Below are 14228 nucleotides of genomic sequence, written 5' to 3'. Positions count from 1 at the left end.
CCATGAACCGCACCAGAACCCTCCGCACCACCGCCGTCGCCGCCGCCCTCGGCGTCCTCTCCCTGAGCGCGTGCAGCGCCGCGGAGACCGGCAAGAGCCAGGACGCGGCCGGCGGCGAGAAGACCGTGAAGCTGACCGTCCCCTCCTGGGTCGGCGCACAGGCCAACACGGCCGTCGCGTCCTACATCCTGGAGGAGGAGCTCGGCTACAAGGTCAAGACCCAGCAGATGGGTGAGGTGCTCGCCTGGGACGCCCTCTCCAAGGGCGACATCGACGCGATCATGGAGGACTGGGGACACCCCAAGGAGGAGAAGCAGTACGTCGAGGACCGGAAGACCGTCGTCAAGGGCGGCGACCTCGGGGTCGAAGGACACATCGGCTGGTTCGTGCCGAAGTACTTCGCCGACAAGCACCCCGACGTGACGGACTGGAAGAACCTCGACAAGTACGCCAAGGAGCTCGCCACCGCTGAGAGCGGCGGCAAGGGTGAACTCCTCGAGGGATCGCCCGACTACGTCACCAACGACGACGCGATCATCAAGAACCTCGGGCTGAACCTGAAGACCAACTACGCGGGTTCCGAGGCGGCGCAGATCACGGCCATCCAGAAGTACGTGAAGGCGAAGAAGCCCTTCCTGACGTACTGGTGGACCCCGCAGTGGCTGAACGCGCAGGTCGACCTCGTCGAGGTGAAGCTGCCCGAGTACAAGGAGGGCTGCGACGCCGACCCGAAGAAGATCGCGTGCGCCTACCCGAACACACCGCTGCAGAAGTTCCTCAACGCGGACTTCGCCAAGAACGGCGGCGAGGCGGCCGAGTTCCTGAAGAACTTCAAGTGGACGACCGAGCAGCAGAACGAGGTCGCGCAGATGATCGCCGGGGAGAAGATGAGCCCGGAGGCGGCCGCCGAGAAGTGGGTCAAGGCCAACGAGGCGACCTGGAAGCAGTGGCTGCCGAAGAAGTGACCTTCGCGGCCCCGCCCGCACGGGCGGGCCGCGTCCGGTGCCCCGCCGGCCCGACGGCCGGTGGGGCACCGCGCATCCTCACGCGCTGCGGCGCACGGACTCCGCGGACCTCGCCAGCTGCACCGCGGACAGGAGGCTCAGGCCCGGAGCCGCCTCGCGCAGCGCCTTGATCGCCTCGACCGAGTCAGCCGGGCCGCGCACCCCCGCCGCCTCCATGCGCTGCTCGACCCAGCGGGCCCGCAGCTGTTCGTCCGTCGCCGCGGACGCCTCCGCGACGACGGCCAGGGCGCGCTCCAGCCCCGGCCGTTCCTCCGGTGCGGCATGCTCCAGCGCGGCGTGGACAGCGGCCTCGATGCCGTCCGCGTCGCGCAGCACGATCACCGACAGTTCCTTCTTCGTGAGTCCCAGCATGAAGTGATCGTCTCCCGGGACCGGCCGGGAACAACCGGAGTTGAGCATCTTCAGAGATTGGCCGCCCCCCGCCCGTACAACTCGCGGGCGATGTCCGCCACCGCCGCCTGCGTCCGCCGGTGCAGACCGGGGCCGAAGGTGATCCGCGTCGCGCCCAGCCGGCCGAGCTCGGCCAGCGGTGGGGCCGACGCGGGCGCGGACACGTTGATCGGTGCGTCGGTGGCGGCACGCAACAGCGGCAGCCGCGCGGACGGCGCGGTGATCGGGTAGACGCAGTCCGCGCCCGCCGCGACATACAGCCGGATACGGGCCACGGCCTGCGCGGGGTCGCTCACCCCGTGCAGGAACGTGTCCACGCGGGCGTTCACGAACAGTTCCCCGCCCGCCTCCGCACGGACCTCCGACAGCCAGTCGGCGTGCGCCCGCGGGTCCTTGAGGCGCTTCGTCGAGCGGTCCGTGTCCTCCAGGTTGCAGCCGACCGCCCCCGCGTCGAGGAGCCGTGCCACCAGCTCCTTCGGCGCCAAGCCGTAGCCGTCCTCGACATCGGCGCTCACGGGGACGTCGACGGCCCGTGCGATACGGGCGACGGCCGCGAACATCTCGTCCGCGGGCGCCTCGCCGTCCTCGTGGCCGAGGGACGCCGAGACCCCCGCGCTCGGTGTGGCCAGCGCCGGGAAGCCCGCGTCGGCGAAGACGCGGGCACTCGCCGCGTCCCACGGCCCCGGCAGTACGAGCGGATCCCCGGCCTCCCGGCCGTGGTGCAGGGCGCGGAACGCCCCCGCGGTCGCGGTCATCGTGATCCCGTCAGTGCTTCAGCGAACCGGGCGTGTAGTGGCCGGGAGCCAGGCGGGCGGTCACGCCGAAGCGGTTCCAGGCGTTGATGACCGTGATCGCCGCGACCAGATGGGCCAGTTCGGTCTCCTCGAAGTGCTTGGCGGCCTTCTCGTAGACCTCGTCGGGCACGAAACCGTCGGTGAGCACGGTGACCGCCTCGGTCAGCTCGAGCGCCGCGATCTCCTTCTCGGTGTAGAAGTGCCGCGACTCGTCCCAGGCGCTGAGCTGCACGATCCGCTCCACCGACTCGCCGGCCGCGAGCGCGTCCTTGCTGTGCATGTCGAGGCAGAACGCGCAGTGGTTGATCTGCGAGGCGCGGATCTTCACCAGCTCCAGCAGCACCGGGTCGAGGTGCCGGCGTGCCGCCTGGTCGAGTTTGACCATGGCCTTGTAGACGTCGGGGGCCAGCTCCATCATGGCCAGGCGCGGGGTGTGCTCGGGGGCGTGGGTACCGTTCGTGGTCGCCTTCGCCGCCGTGTCCGCGGTCGTGTTCGTGGTCGTCATGGCTTCGACCCTAGGAGGCCGGTGGCGCACCGGTATGGTCCATTTCCATGACGGATTCGTGGTCCACTTTCGGTACGGACCTCCACCTCGACGTACGCGGGCCCAGGCTGCGGCAGGGCCTGACGGACGCGCTGCGGGAGGCCGCCCGCTCGGGCCGGCTCGCCCCTGGGGCCCGGCTGCCTTCGTCCCGCTCGCTCGCCGCCGACCTGGGGATCGCCCGCAACACGGTCGCCGACGCCTACGCCGAACTGGTCGCGGAGGGCTGGCTCACCGCACGGCAGGGCTCCGGCACCCGGGTGGCCCGCCGCTCGGCGCCCCGGAAGGCCGCGGCAGGCAGCACGGCGAGGACCCGGCCGGCCCGCGGCCGACCCGCCTACAACCTGCTGCCCGGCAGTCCCGATCTGGCCTCCTTCCCCCGCGCGGAGTGGCTCAAGGCGGCCCGTCGCGCGCTGGACGCCGCTCCCCACGAGGCCTTCGGCTACGGGGATGCGCGCGGCCGCGTCGAGTTGCGGACCGTGCTGGCCGACTACCTGGCCCGCGCCCGGGGGGTGCACGCCGACCCCGAGCGCATCGTGATCTGCTCCGGCTTCGTGCACGGGCTCATGCTGATGGGCAAGGTGCTGCGGCAGCGCCGGGTCAGGGAGGTGGCGGTCGAGTCGTACGGACTCGACGAGCACCGCGACGTCCTGACCGAGGCGGGACTTCGCATCCCTGCCCTCCCCTTCGACGAACTGGGCACCAACCCCGAGGGGTTGGGCGAGGGCGGGCTGCGGGGCGTCGGGGCGGTGCTGATGACGCCCGCCCACCAGTTCCCCGTCGGGATGCCGCTGCACCCGGACCGGCGGACCGCGGCCGTCGACTGGGCCCGCAGGACGGGCGGCCTGATCCTCGAGGACGACTACGACGGGGAGTTCCGCTACGACCGCCGGCCCGTCGGCGCGCTCCAGGGCCTCGACCCGGAACGCGTCGTCCACATGGGCACGGTGAGCAAGTCCCTGGCCCCAGGACTGCGGCTGGCGTGGATGGTGCTGCCCCAGAGCCTGATCGACGAGGTCCTCGCGGCCAAGGGCGGCGTGGAGTGGACGTCGAGCTCGCTGGACCAGCTCACCCTGGCCGAGTTCATCGCGTCCGGCGCCTACGACCGGCATGTACGGGGCATGCGGCTGCGTTACCGGCGACGCCGCGACCATCTGGTGCGGCAGCTGGCGGAGCACGCCCCGGAGATCCGGGTCAGCGGCATCGCCGCGGGGCTGCACGCGGTTCTCGAACTGCCGCCCGGTACCGAGCAGTCCGCCGTGCGGGCCGCGGCCTGGCACGGTCTGGCCGTCGAGCCGATGGGCCGCTTCCGTCACGCGGACGCCCCACCGCGCGGCGACGCGCTCGTCGTCGGCTACGCGACCCCGCCGGACAGCGCGTGGTCGGGCGCGCTGGACGCGCTGTGCCGCTCCCTGGCGTGAGCCGCCGCCCACGGGGCGCGCTGCGCCGCTCGATGGCGTGAGCCACAGGGCACCGCCCACTGGGCGGGTTGCGCCGTTCACCGACGCAGCCACCGCCGCCACCGGGCCGGTCGGGCCCGGGCCGTCTGGTCCGGGCCCAGGCTGCCCGGCAGGACCAAGCCCCGCTCGCCCCGGCTGCCCGGCCCAGCCCGGCCTGTCACGGGGCTGGCCAGCCTGCCCGGCGCGTGCGGCGCGGCCCGGCCCCTACCGGCCCAGGCCCGGTCCGGCTCGGCCCCGCTTGCCCGGTGGCCCGGGCTGGGCACGCCTGCCCAGCCCCGCTTGCCCGGTCTCGTCACGTCGCGTGGGCCGGGCGGTCCGTCAGGACCGCACGGAGTTGGGCCACGCCCCAGTCCAGGTCCTCCTCGCTGATCACCAGCGGCGGTGCGATCCGGATCGTGGCGCCCTGGGTCTCCTTCACCAGCACACCGCGATCCATCAGCTTCTCCGAGACCTCCCGGCCGGTGCCGCGGTCCGGTGCGATGTCCACACCCGCCCACAGCCCGCGTCCGCGCACGGCCGTCACTGCGCCCGCGGCGGCCAGCCGGCCCAGCTCGTGGTGAAGACGCTCACCCAGCTCGGTGGCCCGCCGCTGGAACTCGCCGGTGCGCAGCATTGCGATCACCTCCAGCGCGACGGCGCACGCCAGCGGGTTCCCGCCGAACGTCGAACCGTGCTCGCCCGGCCGGTGGACGCCGAGCACCTCGGCCGAGGACACCACCGCGGACACCGGGACCACGCCGCCGCCCAGCGCCTTGCCGAGCACATACATGTCCGGCACCACGCCCTCGTGCTCGCAGGCGAACGTCCTGCCCGTACGGCCCAGACCGGACTGGATCTCGTCCGCGACGAACAGCACGTTCCGCTCGCGAGTGAGCGCTCGGACGCCCGGCAGGTACCCGGCCGGAGGCACCAGCACCCCGGCCTCGCCCTGGATCGGCTCCAGCAGTACGGCCACCGTGTTCTCCGTGACCGCCGCGCCCATCGCGGTCAGGTCCCCGTACGGGACGATCTCGAACCCGGGGGTGTAGGGACCGTGGTCGGCCCTCGCGACCGGGTCGGTCGAGAAACTGATCAGCGTGGTCGTCCGGCCGTGGAAGTTGTTCGCCGCAACGACGATCTTGGCCATGTTGTCCGGCACCCGCTTCACCCGGTACCCCCACTTGCGGGCGGTCTTGACGGCCGTCTCCACGGCCTCCGCGCCGGTGTTCATCGGCAGGACCGTCTCCATCCCGCACAGCTCCGCGAGCTGCGCGCAGAACTCCCCGAACCGGTCGTGATGGAAGGCGCGTGAGGTCAGCGTGACCCGTTCCAGCTGCGCCTTCGCGGCCTCGACGAGCCGGCGGTTGGAGTGCCCGAAGTTGAGGGCCGAATATCCGGCGAGCAGATCGAGGAAGCGGCGTCCCTCGACGTCCGTCATCCAGGCGCCGTCCGCCGAGGCGACGACGACCGGCAACGGGTGGTAGTTGTGCGCGCTGTGCGCCTCCGCGGCGGCGAGGGCGGATGTCGAGCTCGGCACGGGGCCTCCGATCGTCGGGTCGGACCTCCGGCGCCGGCGTGGCCGGCGTCTCCTTCCATCGTCGCCCGCCGGCCGCGGCTCGCAGTGTGGACGGCACCGCGCGGTGTCCCGACGGGCCGCTAATGTGGGCAGCACGCACGGTGACTGGCGTACGGGGAAACGACCCCGAGGAAGCCGTGCGCGGGCTTTCGCACGAGGTGTCGCCCCGCCTGGGCACCCCGGGAACACGACCGACGACCACGGATCGCCCCGGAGGACCATTCCCATGACCCTTCCCCTCTCCCACCCCGCCCTCTCCACGACCGACCCCGAGCTCGCCGCTCTCGTGGGCGCGGAGGAGCAGCTCCAGTCCGAGACGCTGCGGCTCATCCCCAGTGAGAACTACGTCTCCCAGGCCGTGCTCGAGGCCTCCGGCACGGTGCTCCAGAACAAGTACAGCGAGGGCTACGCAGGCCGCCGGTACTACGAGGGCCAGCAGAACATCGACCAGGTCGAGCGGCTGGCCGTCGCCCGCGCCAAGTCCCTCTTCGGCGTCGACCACGCCAACGTCCAGCCGTACTCCGGCTCGCCCGCCAATCTCGCCGTGTATCTCGCCTTCGCCGAGCCCGGCGACACGGTCATGGGCATGGCCCTGCCCATGGGCGGCCACCTCACGCACGGCTGGGGCGTCTCCGCCACCGGAAAGTGGTTCCGCGGCGTCCAGTACGGCGTACGCCAGGACACCGGCCTCATCGACTTCGACGAGGTGCGCGAGCTCGCCCTCAAGGAACGGCCCAAGGTCATCTTCTGCGGCGGCACGGCACTGCCGCGCACCATCGACTTCGCCGCCTTCGCGGAGATCGCCCGGGAGGCCGGGGCCGTACTCGTCGCCGACGTCGCGCACATCGCCGGCCTGATCGCGGGCGGCGCCCACCCCTCGCCCGTGCCGCACGTCGACGTCGTGTCCACCACCACCCACAAGACGCTCCGCGGGCCGCGCGGCGCGATCCTGATGTCCCGTGAGGAACACGCCAAGGCCATCGACAAGGCGGTGTTCCCCGGGCTCCAGGGCGGGCCGCACAACCAGACCACCGCCGCCATCGCCGTCGCCCTCCACGAGGCCTCGCAGCCCTCCTTCCGTGACTACGCCGCCCAGGTGGTCGCCAACGCCAAGGCGCTCGCGGAGGAACTGCTCGCCCGCGGTTTCGACCTGGTGTCCGGCGGGACCGACAACCACCTGATCCTGATGGACCTCACCTCCAAGGACGTCCCCGGAAAGGTGGCCGCCAAGGCGCTCGACCGGGCCGGGATCGTCGTCAACTACAACACCGTCCCCTACGACCCCCGGAAGCCGTTCGACCCGTCCGGCATCCGCATCGGCACGCCGTCCCTGACCTCCCGTGGCCTCGGCACGGAGCACATGGCCGCCGTCGCCGCGTGGATCGACCGGGGCGTCGCGGCGGCCGGCAAGGGTGACGAGGACGAGCTGGCGGCGATCCGCGCCGAGGTGGCCGACCTGATGGCCGCTCACCCGGCACCCGGCCTCCCGGCCTGAGCCGTCGAGGCCTGTGGGCCGGGCCCGGAGCCCGGCCCGCGAGGCCCCGGCCCGGCCGTCTCGCCCCGGGCCTAGGGGGCGTCCAGCAGTTCTTGACGCGGGCCCGGGTCGCCGGCGCCGCGGCGGAACGGGAAGGACGGCAGCAGCGGACGGAGGAACAGGGCCAGGACCGCGCCGGCCGCCAGGCCCGGTATCGACCACCACCAGCCGGTCGTGGAGGTCGACGCCGCGGCCGTCGGCCGGGGCCGGTCCTCGCCCGGCGGACCGCCGGCCGGGCCGGCCGGGGCTTCCTCCGTCGCGCCGGCGTCCTGCTCCCACGGGGGTGGGTAGTCCCCGCCCCCGCCCCCGGACGGCGACTTCTCACCCATCAGTCCCAGCCCGCCCAGCAGCTCGATCAGCTTCCCGGGCCGCTGGGCCGTGTGCCAGGTCCCCTGTTCCCCGCCGCTCTCCGTCGAGGTGTGGATCCACACGGTGTCCCGCTCGTCGCCCGGATACAGCCGGTCGACCCGCCACGGATCCACATCGTGGACCATCCACGTCACCGTGATCTGCCGAGTCCCCATCGCCATGTCGAGGGACGGCGGCCGCTCCTTCGAACCGTCGGAACCGGTCGGCCCCAGCAGGTCGGTCAGCGTCCCGTACTCCTTGTCGGCGTAGTACAGCGAGGCCGTCTCACCGCTCTCCGGAGAGACGAGGAACACGCTCGTCGGGCCGCCGGCCGCGGCCACGGGCGCGAAGACCCACGTCAGGGCGAGCAGGGCCGCCAGTGCGGCAACTCGTCGTAGAAGTCGCATACTTCCCCCAGCCGACGCACGGCCCGGACCGTCCGCACCCGCGTCATCTCTGGTACACCGCCCGAGCGCTTCAGGTTCCGTCCCGAGGGTGGGAATTCCGCCCGCCGGATTCCCCGCCGGTTCCGCAGCCGCCGAACACGGTTCACCGATCCCGCCGGGCGCGGGAGCCCACGGACCCCTGCGGGCTGCCGTCGCCTGCCGACCCGGACCCTGCGGGCCGTGCCGCACCCCTGCGGGCCGTGCCGCACCCCTGCGGGCCGTGCCGACGCCCGCAGCCCGTCAAAGCGCCGACTCGGCGATCTCCTCCGCCCGCTCGACCGACGCCACACCCTCCAGCCGCAGCGTGGTCACGGCGTCGGCCGTCGTCCACAGCAGCGTCGGCCCCGCCGTCCGCTCGGCCTGTACCCAGGCGGCGCCGTGGGCGTCGGTCATCGCGAAGCGCAGCCGGTGCGGTTCGGAGAACCACAGGCCGGTCGACCTCGGGGTGCTCGTGCCCGTCCCGTCGTCGCCCAGCATCAGCCACTGCGGCATCAGCCTGGCCTCCTTGGCGAAGCCGATGTCCAGCCGCGCCGGGAACTCGTCCAGCCGGACCGTCCTGCCGTCCTCGCGCCAGCACAGGCTCACCACCGAGCGCCCCTCCGGGCCCACCGTCACCGACACCGCCTCCGGGGCGCCCAGCGCGCCCGGCACCCGGGGCTTGAACCCGGCCCGCCGGCCCGCCTCGGCGAGACCGACCGGGTCCTGGCACCAGGGCACGGCCGCGGCCTTCGACGGCCGGGCGGCGGGATCGTGGTGCACCTCGACCCCGCCGAAGCCGAACCAGTCGGCGACAGCCGCCCGCACGGGCGGGGTCAGCACCAGGACCACCAGCACCCCGGACAGGCCCACCGACAGCGCGCGCCACCGCCGGCGCAGCCACCGCACCGCCCGCCGCGTCCGGGAAACGGCCCGGGCCGGGGGACGGCTCGGTGCCGCCGCCTCCGTGGCGGCGGGCGTCGCGTACGACTCGGCGAGGAGCTGCGCCAGGACCCGTTCCGCCATGGTCTCGCCGTCGACGTCCGGGATGCGGATACCGCGCCCCAGCCCGCGCAGCTCCTCCGCCAGCTCCTCGTGCCCGCCGTGCGCCGGCCCTGCTCGCTCCTCGCGGTCCTCACCGGCGCCCGCGCCCCGCTGCTCGCGCCCCTCGTCCCCGTCAGCCATGCCCCTCACCTCCCTCACCCCTGATCAGCTGCCCCAGCCGGGCCAGGGCGCGGTTCAGCCGGGACTTGACCGTGCCCCGCGGGCAGCCGATCGCCTCCGCCGTCTCCGCCTCGTCCATCTCCAGCAGATAGCGGTAGGTGACGACCTGCCGCTGCTCCTCGGTCAGCTCGGCCAGCGCCGCGAGCAGCACCCCGCGCCGCTCCCGGGCGACGGCGGCCAGCGCCGGATCGGCCGACTCCGGTATCAGCGGCTCCGGCCCCAGCAGCAGTGCCTCCCGGCCGGCGACCGCCCGCAGCCGCACCGCCGAACGCACCGTGTTCCTCGTCTCATTGGCGACGATCCGCAGCAGCCACGGCCGGAACGCCGCCCCTTCCCGGAAGCGCCCCAGCGCCTGGTACGCCTTGAGGAACGCGCTCTGCACCACGTCCTCCGCGTCCGCGCCCGCTCCGAACGCCACGGCCGCCCGCAGCGCGGCCGCCGTGTGCGCGCGGACCAGCTCCGCGTACGCCTCCGGCTCTCCGGCGCGCACACGGGCGATCGCCGCGCCCTCGGCATCGACGAGGCGGCCCCCCTCCGGACCCCGCTCGAGGGTCCCCTCCCGCGTCCTCACACCATTGATACACCGGCGGCCGGAGATCGGTTCCGCACCTGAGAGAATGGTGTGCATGGCCTCATCCCGACCCCGCGCGCTCTCCGGTATCCAGCCCACCGCCGGTTCGTTCCACCTCGGGAACTACCTCGGCGCCATCCGCCAGTACGTCGCCCTGCAAGAGACCCACGACGCCTTCTACATGGTCGTGGACCTGCATGCGATCACCGTGCCGCAGGACCCGGCAGAGCTGCGTGCGAACACCCGCCTCGCCGCGGCCCAGCTGCTCGCGGCCGGCCTCGACCCCGAGCGCTGCACCCTCTTCGTGCAGAGCCATGTTCCCGAGCACGCCCAGCTCGGGTGGGTGATGAACTGCCTCACGGGCTTCGGTGAGGCCTCGCGCATGACGCAGTTCAAGGACAAGTCGGCCCGCCACGGCGCCGACCGTGCCACCGTCGGTCTGTTCACCTACCCGATCCTCCAGGTCGCGGACATCCTGCTGTACCAGGCGGACGCGGTGCCGGTCGGCGAGGACCAGCGCCAGCACGTCGAGCTGACCCGTGACCTCGCGGAGCGCTTCAACGGCCGCTTCGGCCGGACGTTCACCGTCCCCGCGCCGTACATCGTCAAGGAGGTCGCCAAGATCTACGACCTCCAGGACCCGACGATCAAGATGAGCAAGTCGGCCTCCACGCCCAAGGGCCTGATCAACCTCCTCGACGAGCCGAAGACGACGGCGAAGAAGGTCAAGAGCGCCGTCACCGACACCGACACGGTGATCCGCTTCGACGCCGAGGAGAAGCCGGGCGTCAGCAACCTGCTCACCATCTACTCCACCCTCACGGGTACGGCGATCGCCGATCTGGAGCAGAAGTACGAGGGCAAGGGCTACGGTGCGCTCAAGACCGACCTGGCCGAGGTGATGGTCGACTTCGTCACACCGTTCCGGACCCGTACGCAGGAATACCTGGACGACACGGAGACGCTGGACTCGATCCTGGCCAAGGGCGCGGAGAAGGCCCGTGCGGTCGCGGCGGAGACGCTGGCCGACACGTACGACAAGTTGGGATTCGTCCCGGCCAAGCACTGAGCCGGAAAGAGTCGGAGGACCTGTGTCCAAGGACTCTGGCCACAGCGAGGGTGCAGCCGCCACACTGGCGGCTGCACACCTGCTCACCGATCCGTACCGAGGACTGAGGAGAACGACGTGGGGACCGTAACGCTCGGCGTTTCGATCGCGGTCCCGGAGCCCTACGGCAGCCTGCTCCAGGAGCGGCGCGCGGGCTTCGGTGATCCCGCCGCGCACGGCATTCCGACTCACGTCACGCTGCTGCCGCCCACCGAGGTCGACTCGTCGCTGCTTCCCGCGGTGGAGGCGCACCTCGCGTCCGTCGCCGCCGCCGGCCGGCCCTTCACGATGCGGCTGTCCGGCACCGGCACGTTCCGCCCGCTGTCGCCCGTGGTCTTCGTCCAGGTCGTCGAGGGCGGCTCCGCCTGCAGCTGGCTCCAGAAGCGGGTGCGGGACGCGTCCGGGCCGCTGGTGCGCGAACTGCAGTTCCCTTATCACCCGCACGTCACGGTGGCGCACGGCATCTCCGAGGAGGCGATGGACCGGGCGTACGAGGAGCTGTCCGAGTACCGCGCCGAGTGGACCTGCGCCTCCTTCTCGCTCTACGAGCAGGGCGCCGACGCCGTGTGGCGCAAGCTCAGCACCTACGCCTTCGGCGGCGGCATCTCCGGGGTGCCCTCGCAGGGCGCCCCCGTCGACGACCACGTCACCACCCTCTGACCCCGCCCGCCGGTCACCGCGCGTAGCGTTCCGCGGCGGCCCGGCGTGCCGTGTGCCTGCGAGGCGTCACTGCGGGTAGGCGTAACCCATGGACTGGCTGATCAAGCTCCCCGTCGTCGGCCCGATCGTGCAGCGGCTGATGCGCACCCATGCCTGGCGGTCGTACGAGACGCTCGACCGGGTCCACTGGACGCGTCTGGCCGCCGCGATCACCTTCCTCAGCTTCCTGGCGCTCTTCCCGCTGATCACCGTCGCGGCGGCGATCGTCGCGGCCGCGCTCGACCAGCAGGCGCTGGACAAGCTCGACGACAAGATCGCCGAGCAGGTGCCGGGCATCTCCGACCAGCTCGACATCCAGGCGCTGGTGGCCAACGCGGGCACCGTCGGCGTCGTCGCCGGCGCGCTGCTGCTGCTGATGGGCGTCGGCTGGGTCGGCTCGATGCGGGAGTGTCTGCGGGCCGTGTGGGAGCGCGACGACGAGGACGAGGGCAACCCGGTGGTCCGGAAGGTCAAGGACGTGGGGGTGCTCGCCGGTCTCGGCTGCACCGGCCTCGCCTCGTTCGCGGCCTCCGCGCTCGGGTCCATGACCGTCGGCCGGACCGCCGATCTGCTCGGCCTCGACGAGGGCGGCGTCGGCGGGGTGCTGGTGAAGGCCGCCGCCGTCGCGGTCGGTGTGCTGGCGAACTTCCTGATCCTGCTCTACGTGCTGACCCTGCTGCCGGGGGTCCAGCCGCCGCGCCGTCGTCTGGTCGTGGCCGCGCTGATCGGCGCGGTCGGCTTCGAACTGCTGAAGCTGCTGCTCGGCGGCTACATCAGCGGGGTCGCCTCGAGGAGCATGTACGGCGCGTTCGGCGTGCCGATCGCCCTGCTGCTGTGGATCAACTTCACCGCCAAGCTGCTGTTGTTCTGCGCCGCCTGGACGGCGACGCAGAGCAAGGAGGAGGAGCCTGCCCGGTCCGCTACGGACGCGACCCGCGACGCACCCGGTCCGGCAGCGGCCACCGGCGCTTGATCAGGAACATCGCGGTCCCGAGACCTGCCAGGACGGCGCCGGCGACGCTCAGCGCGACGCCGATTCCGCTCGAGCCGGTCTGCGAGGCGGCGACCGGGCCGGCGGGCTCGTCCTTGCCCTCGTCCTTGACGGGCTGCGGGTCGAGGGACGCCGCGGGCTCCGCCGACTTCGGCGGGACCAGCTCACCCACCGGCTGCACCTTGCCGGCCGCCGCGAAGCCCCAGTCCAGGAGCCTGCCCGCCTCCTTGTAGACGGCCTGGCTCTCGCCCGAGTCCGGGTTCATGACGGTGACGAGCAGCACCTTGCCGTTGCGCTCTGCGACACCGGTGAAGGTCGAGCCGGCGTGCGTGGTGCTGCCGTTCTTCACCCCCGCGATGCCCTTGTACGGGCTGATGCCGCTCGCCCCGGTGAGCAGCCGGTTGGTGTTCTGGATCTTGAAGGTGCCGCGCTTCTTGCCCTTCTTCTGCTCGCCGGGGAAGTCGGCGCTCACCGTCGAGCAGTACTCGCGGAAGTCCTTCTTCTGCATACCGCTGCGGGCGATCAGGGTGAGGTCGTAGGCGGACGACACCTGGCCGGGGGCGTCGTAGCCGTCGGGGGAGACGACCTTGGTGTCGAGCGCCTGGAGCTCCTCCGCGTGCGCCTGCATGTCCGCGACCGTCCGGCTGATGCCGCCGTTCATCGCCGACAGGACATGGACGGCGTCGTTGCCGGAACGCAGGAACACGCCGAGCCACATGTCGTGGACGGTGTAGGTGTGGTTCTCCTTGATCCCCACGAGGCTGCTGCCGGCGCCGACGTCCGCGAGTTCCGCGGGGGCGACCTTGTGGACGGTGGTCTTCGGCAGCCGTGGCAGCAGTGTGTCCGCGAAGAGCATCTTCATGGTCGACGCCGGGGGCAGCCGCCAGTGCGCGTTGTGCGAGGCGAGCACCTCTCCGCTCTCGGCGTCCGCGACGATCCATGACCGGCCGCTGACGTCCTTGGGGAGGACGGGCGCGCCGGGACCGAGCCGGACCTGCGTGCCCGGCTTCGCCAGCAGGGACCCGCCGACCGAGGACATGACGGCCGGCGGCTTGGGCTTCTTCCGCTCCGGATTGTCGTCCTGCATGGCCGCGAAGGCGGGGGCAGCGGTCATCGCGGGCAGCAACGCGGCGGCCAGGACCGTCAACGCGGTCCTTCGCGCGGTGGTTTTCAGAGCAGACACGGACGAGAACGTACAGGGCCCGCCTGACAATATGGAGATCGGCCCGCTGTTCGTCCGGATCTGACGCCAGGACAGCCCACCCCGGACAACCCGGTCGGCGGACGGCCGCGATACTTGCTTCATGAAGCTCAGCCGCTCCGTCTCCTGGTTCCTGCTCGCGTTCGGGGTGTGGAGCTGGTTCATCTGGATCACTTTCGTCAAGAACCTGTGGAAGGACGGCAGCGGGCTCGCCTTCGACGACGCGGGCGATCCCACCGGCTACTTCTGGGTCCATCTGCTGCTCGCCGTCACATCCTTTGTTCTGGGGACGGTCATCGGGGTCATCGGGTTGCGCGGCGTGCGCGCCTCGCGCCGTGAGCGCAATCAGGGAACAGGGAGCTGAT

The 14228-nt window shown here is 72.2% G+C and carries 15 protein-coding genes and 1 riboswitch; of the genes, 7 read left to right on the top strand and 8 right to left on the bottom strand.

Going from position 1 to position 14228, the window contains the following annotated elements; genetic code table 11:
* Window positions 1-2: 2 nt before the first annotated feature.
* On the top strand, window positions 3-965 hold the full coding sequence (locus SPRI_RS14970; RefSeq protein ID WP_005313194.1) for an ABC transporter substrate-binding protein: 963 nt from the start codon (window positions 3-5) through the stop codon (window positions 963-965).
* A 78-nt stretch (window positions 966-1043) separates the two neighbouring features.
* Here SPRI_RS14970 and SPRI_RS14965 read toward each other — a convergent pair whose 3' ends face one another.
* Genes SPRI_RS14965 through SPRI_RS14955 form a run of 3 tightly spaced genes read right to left on the bottom strand, consistent with a single transcriptional unit; the run spans window position 1044 to window position 2714 of the window.
* Window positions 1044-1376, bottom strand: a complete 333-nt coding sequence (locus tag SPRI_RS14965; protein WP_086025641.1) for a hypothetical protein — start codon at window positions 1374-1376, stop codon at window positions 1044-1046.
* A 50-nt stretch (window positions 1377-1426) separates the two neighbouring features.
* The gene (locus SPRI_RS14960; RefSeq protein ID WP_053556999.1) at window positions 1427-2170 is read right to left on the bottom strand and encodes an isocitrate lyase/PEP mutase family protein; all 744 of its coding nucleotides are present in this window, start codon (window positions 2168-2170) and stop codon (window positions 1427-1429) included.
* Window positions 2171-2180: 10 nt separating this feature from the next.
* A complete protein-coding gene (locus SPRI_RS14955; protein WP_005313185.1) occupies window positions 2181-2714 on the bottom strand; it encodes a carboxymuconolactone decarboxylase family protein in 534 nt (177 codons plus the stop codon).
* A gap of 47 nt (window positions 2715-2761) precedes the next feature.
* On the opposite strand from SPRI_RS14955, the gene pdxR reads away from it, so the two are divergent.
* Window positions 2762-4171, top strand: a complete 1410-nt coding sequence (gene pdxR, locus SPRI_RS14950; protein ID WP_005313181.1) for a MocR-like pyridoxine biosynthesis transcription factor PdxR — start codon at window positions 2762-2764, stop codon at window positions 4169-4171.
* A 331-nt stretch (window positions 4172-4502) separates the two neighbouring features.
* Here the strand turns inward: pdxR and rocD are convergent, their stop codons facing one another.
* Window positions 4503-5726 carry an ornithine--oxo-acid transaminase gene (gene rocD / locus SPRI_RS14945; protein ID WP_005313177.1) on the bottom strand — a complete coding sequence of 408 codons (1224 nt, stop codon included), beginning with the start codon at window positions 5724-5726 and terminating at the stop codon, window positions 4503-4505.
* 130 nt (window positions 5727-5856) lie between these two features.
* A riboswitch (ZMP/ZTP riboswitch) is annotated at window positions 5857-5948 on the top strand.
* Between the two features lie 43 nt (window positions 5949-5991).
* Between rocD and SPRI_RS14940 the strand changes: the two genes are divergently transcribed.
* Window positions 5992-7260 (top strand): serine hydroxymethyltransferase, encoded by a 1269-nt coding sequence (locus tag SPRI_RS14940; RefSeq protein ID WP_005313174.1) that lies wholly within the window; start codon window positions 5992-5994, stop codon window positions 7258-7260.
* Between the two features lie 71 nt (window positions 7261-7331).
* Here SPRI_RS14940 and SPRI_RS14935 read toward each other — a convergent pair whose 3' ends face one another.
* The 3 genes from SPRI_RS14935 to SPRI_RS14925 form a co-directional block, all read right to left on the bottom strand.
* Window positions 7332-8054 (bottom strand): hypothetical protein, encoded by a 723-nt coding sequence (locus tag SPRI_RS14935; RefSeq protein ID WP_037773926.1) that lies wholly within the window; start codon window positions 8052-8054, stop codon window positions 7332-7334.
* A gap of 279 nt (window positions 8055-8333) precedes the next feature.
* Window positions 8334-9254 (bottom strand): hypothetical protein, encoded by a 921-nt coding sequence (locus SPRI_RS14930; RefSeq protein ID WP_078535274.1) that lies wholly within the window; start codon window positions 9252-9254, stop codon window positions 8334-8336.
* Window positions 9247-9921, bottom strand: coding sequence for an RNA polymerase sigma factor (locus SPRI_RS14925; protein ID WP_078535273.1), 675 nt, complete (start codon window positions 9919-9921; stop codon window positions 9247-9249). Before SPRI_RS14925 ends, SPRI_RS14930 begins: the two co-directional genes overlap by 8 nt.
* Between SPRI_RS14925 and trpS the strand changes: the two genes are divergently transcribed.
* From trpS to SPRI_RS14910, 3 genes are all read left to right on the top strand, one after another.
* The gene (gene trpS, locus SPRI_RS14920; protein ID WP_005313162.1) at window positions 9920-10933 is read left to right on the top strand and encodes a tryptophan--tRNA ligase; all 1014 of its coding nucleotides are present in this window, start codon (window positions 9920-9922) and stop codon (window positions 10931-10933) included. The two genes, SPRI_RS14925 and trpS, sit on opposite strands and share 2 nt — an antisense overlap.
* 117 nt (window positions 10934-11050) lie before the next feature.
* Window positions 11051-11632: a 2'-5' RNA ligase family protein gene (locus SPRI_RS14915; RefSeq protein WP_005313159.1), complete on the top strand. Its 582-nt coding sequence runs from the start codon at window positions 11051-11053 to the stop codon at window positions 11630-11632.
* An 88-nt stretch (window positions 11633-11720) separates the two neighbouring features.
* Window positions 11721-12644, top strand: a complete 924-nt coding sequence (locus tag SPRI_RS14910; protein WP_005313157.1) for a YihY/virulence factor BrkB family protein — start codon at window positions 11721-11723, stop codon at window positions 12642-12644.
* Here SPRI_RS14910 and SPRI_RS14905 read toward each other — a convergent pair.
* Window positions 12592-13776 (bottom strand): D-alanyl-D-alanine carboxypeptidase family protein, encoded by a 1185-nt coding sequence (locus SPRI_RS14905; protein ID WP_324616028.1) that lies wholly within the window; start codon window positions 13774-13776, stop codon window positions 12592-12594. The two genes, SPRI_RS14910 and SPRI_RS14905, sit on opposite strands and share 53 nt — an antisense overlap.
* Before the next feature lie 190 nt (window positions 13777-13966).
* Here SPRI_RS14905 and SPRI_RS14900 point away from each other — a divergent pair, with 190 nt between their 5' ends.
* Entirely contained in the window at window positions 13967-14227 is a 261-nt protein-coding gene (locus tag SPRI_RS14900; RefSeq protein WP_005313152.1) for an SCO4848 family membrane protein, read from the top strand.
* The last annotated feature ends 1 nt before the right edge of the window (window position 14228 follow it).

Source organism: Streptomyces pristinaespiralis (assembly GCF_001278075.1).
Lineage (GTDB): Bacteria > Actinomycetota > Actinomycetes > Streptomycetales > Streptomycetaceae > Streptomyces > Streptomyces pristinaespiralis.
This window is presented reverse-complemented; position numbering and strand designations above follow the sequence as displayed.

What these genes read in the sequence shown, in the direction of transcription:
- SPRI_RS14970 (WP_005313194.1), top strand. Translation starts at nt 3, where the DNA reads ATGAACCGCACCAGAACCCTCCGCACCACCGCCGTCGCCGCCGCCCTC.
- SPRI_RS14905 (WP_324616028.1), bottom strand. Translation starts at nt 13,776, where the DNA reads ATGACCGCTGCCCCCGCCTTCGCGGCCATGCAGGACGACAATCCGGAG.
- SPRI_RS14910 (WP_005313157.1), top strand. Translation starts at nt 11,721, where the DNA reads ATGGACTGGCTGATCAAGCTCCCCGTCGTCGGCCCGATCGTGCAGCGG.
- SPRI_RS14900 (WP_005313152.1), top strand. Translation starts at nt 13,967, where the DNA reads ATGAAGCTCAGCCGCTCCGTCTCCTGGTTCCTGCTCGCGTTCGGGGTG.
- SPRI_RS14925 (WP_078535273.1), bottom strand. Translation starts at nt 9,921, where the DNA reads ATGCACACCATTCTCTCAGGTGCGGAACCGATCTCCGGCCGCCGGTGT.
- SPRI_RS14965 (WP_086025641.1), bottom strand. Translation starts at nt 1,376, where the DNA reads ATGCTGGGACTCACGAAGAAGGAACTGTCGGTGATCGTGCTGCGCGAC.
- SPRI_RS14955 (WP_005313185.1), bottom strand. Translation starts at nt 2,714, where the DNA reads ATGACGACCACGAACACGACCGCGGACACGGCGGCGAAGGCGACCACG.
- SPRI_RS14960 (WP_053556999.1), bottom strand. Translation starts at nt 2,170, where the DNA reads ATGACCGCGACCGCGGGGGCGTTCCGCGCCCTGCACCACGGCCGGGAG.
- trpS (WP_005313162.1), top strand. Translation starts at nt 9,920, where the DNA reads ATGGCCTCATCCCGACCCCGCGCGCTCTCCGGTATCCAGCCCACCGCC.
- SPRI_RS14940 (WP_005313174.1), top strand. Translation starts at nt 5,992, where the DNA reads ATGACCCTTCCCCTCTCCCACCCCGCCCTCTCCACGACCGACCCCGAG.
- SPRI_RS14930 (WP_078535274.1), bottom strand. Translation starts at nt 9,254, where the DNA reads ATGGCTGACGGGGACGAGGGGCGCGAGCAGCGGGGCGCGGGCGCCGGT.
- pdxR (WP_005313181.1), top strand. Translation starts at nt 2,762, where the DNA reads ATGACGGATTCGTGGTCCACTTTCGGTACGGACCTCCACCTCGACGTA.
- SPRI_RS14935 (WP_037773926.1), bottom strand. Translation starts at nt 8,054, where the DNA reads ATGCGACTTCTACGACGAGTTGCCGCACTGGCGGCCCTGCTCGCCCTG.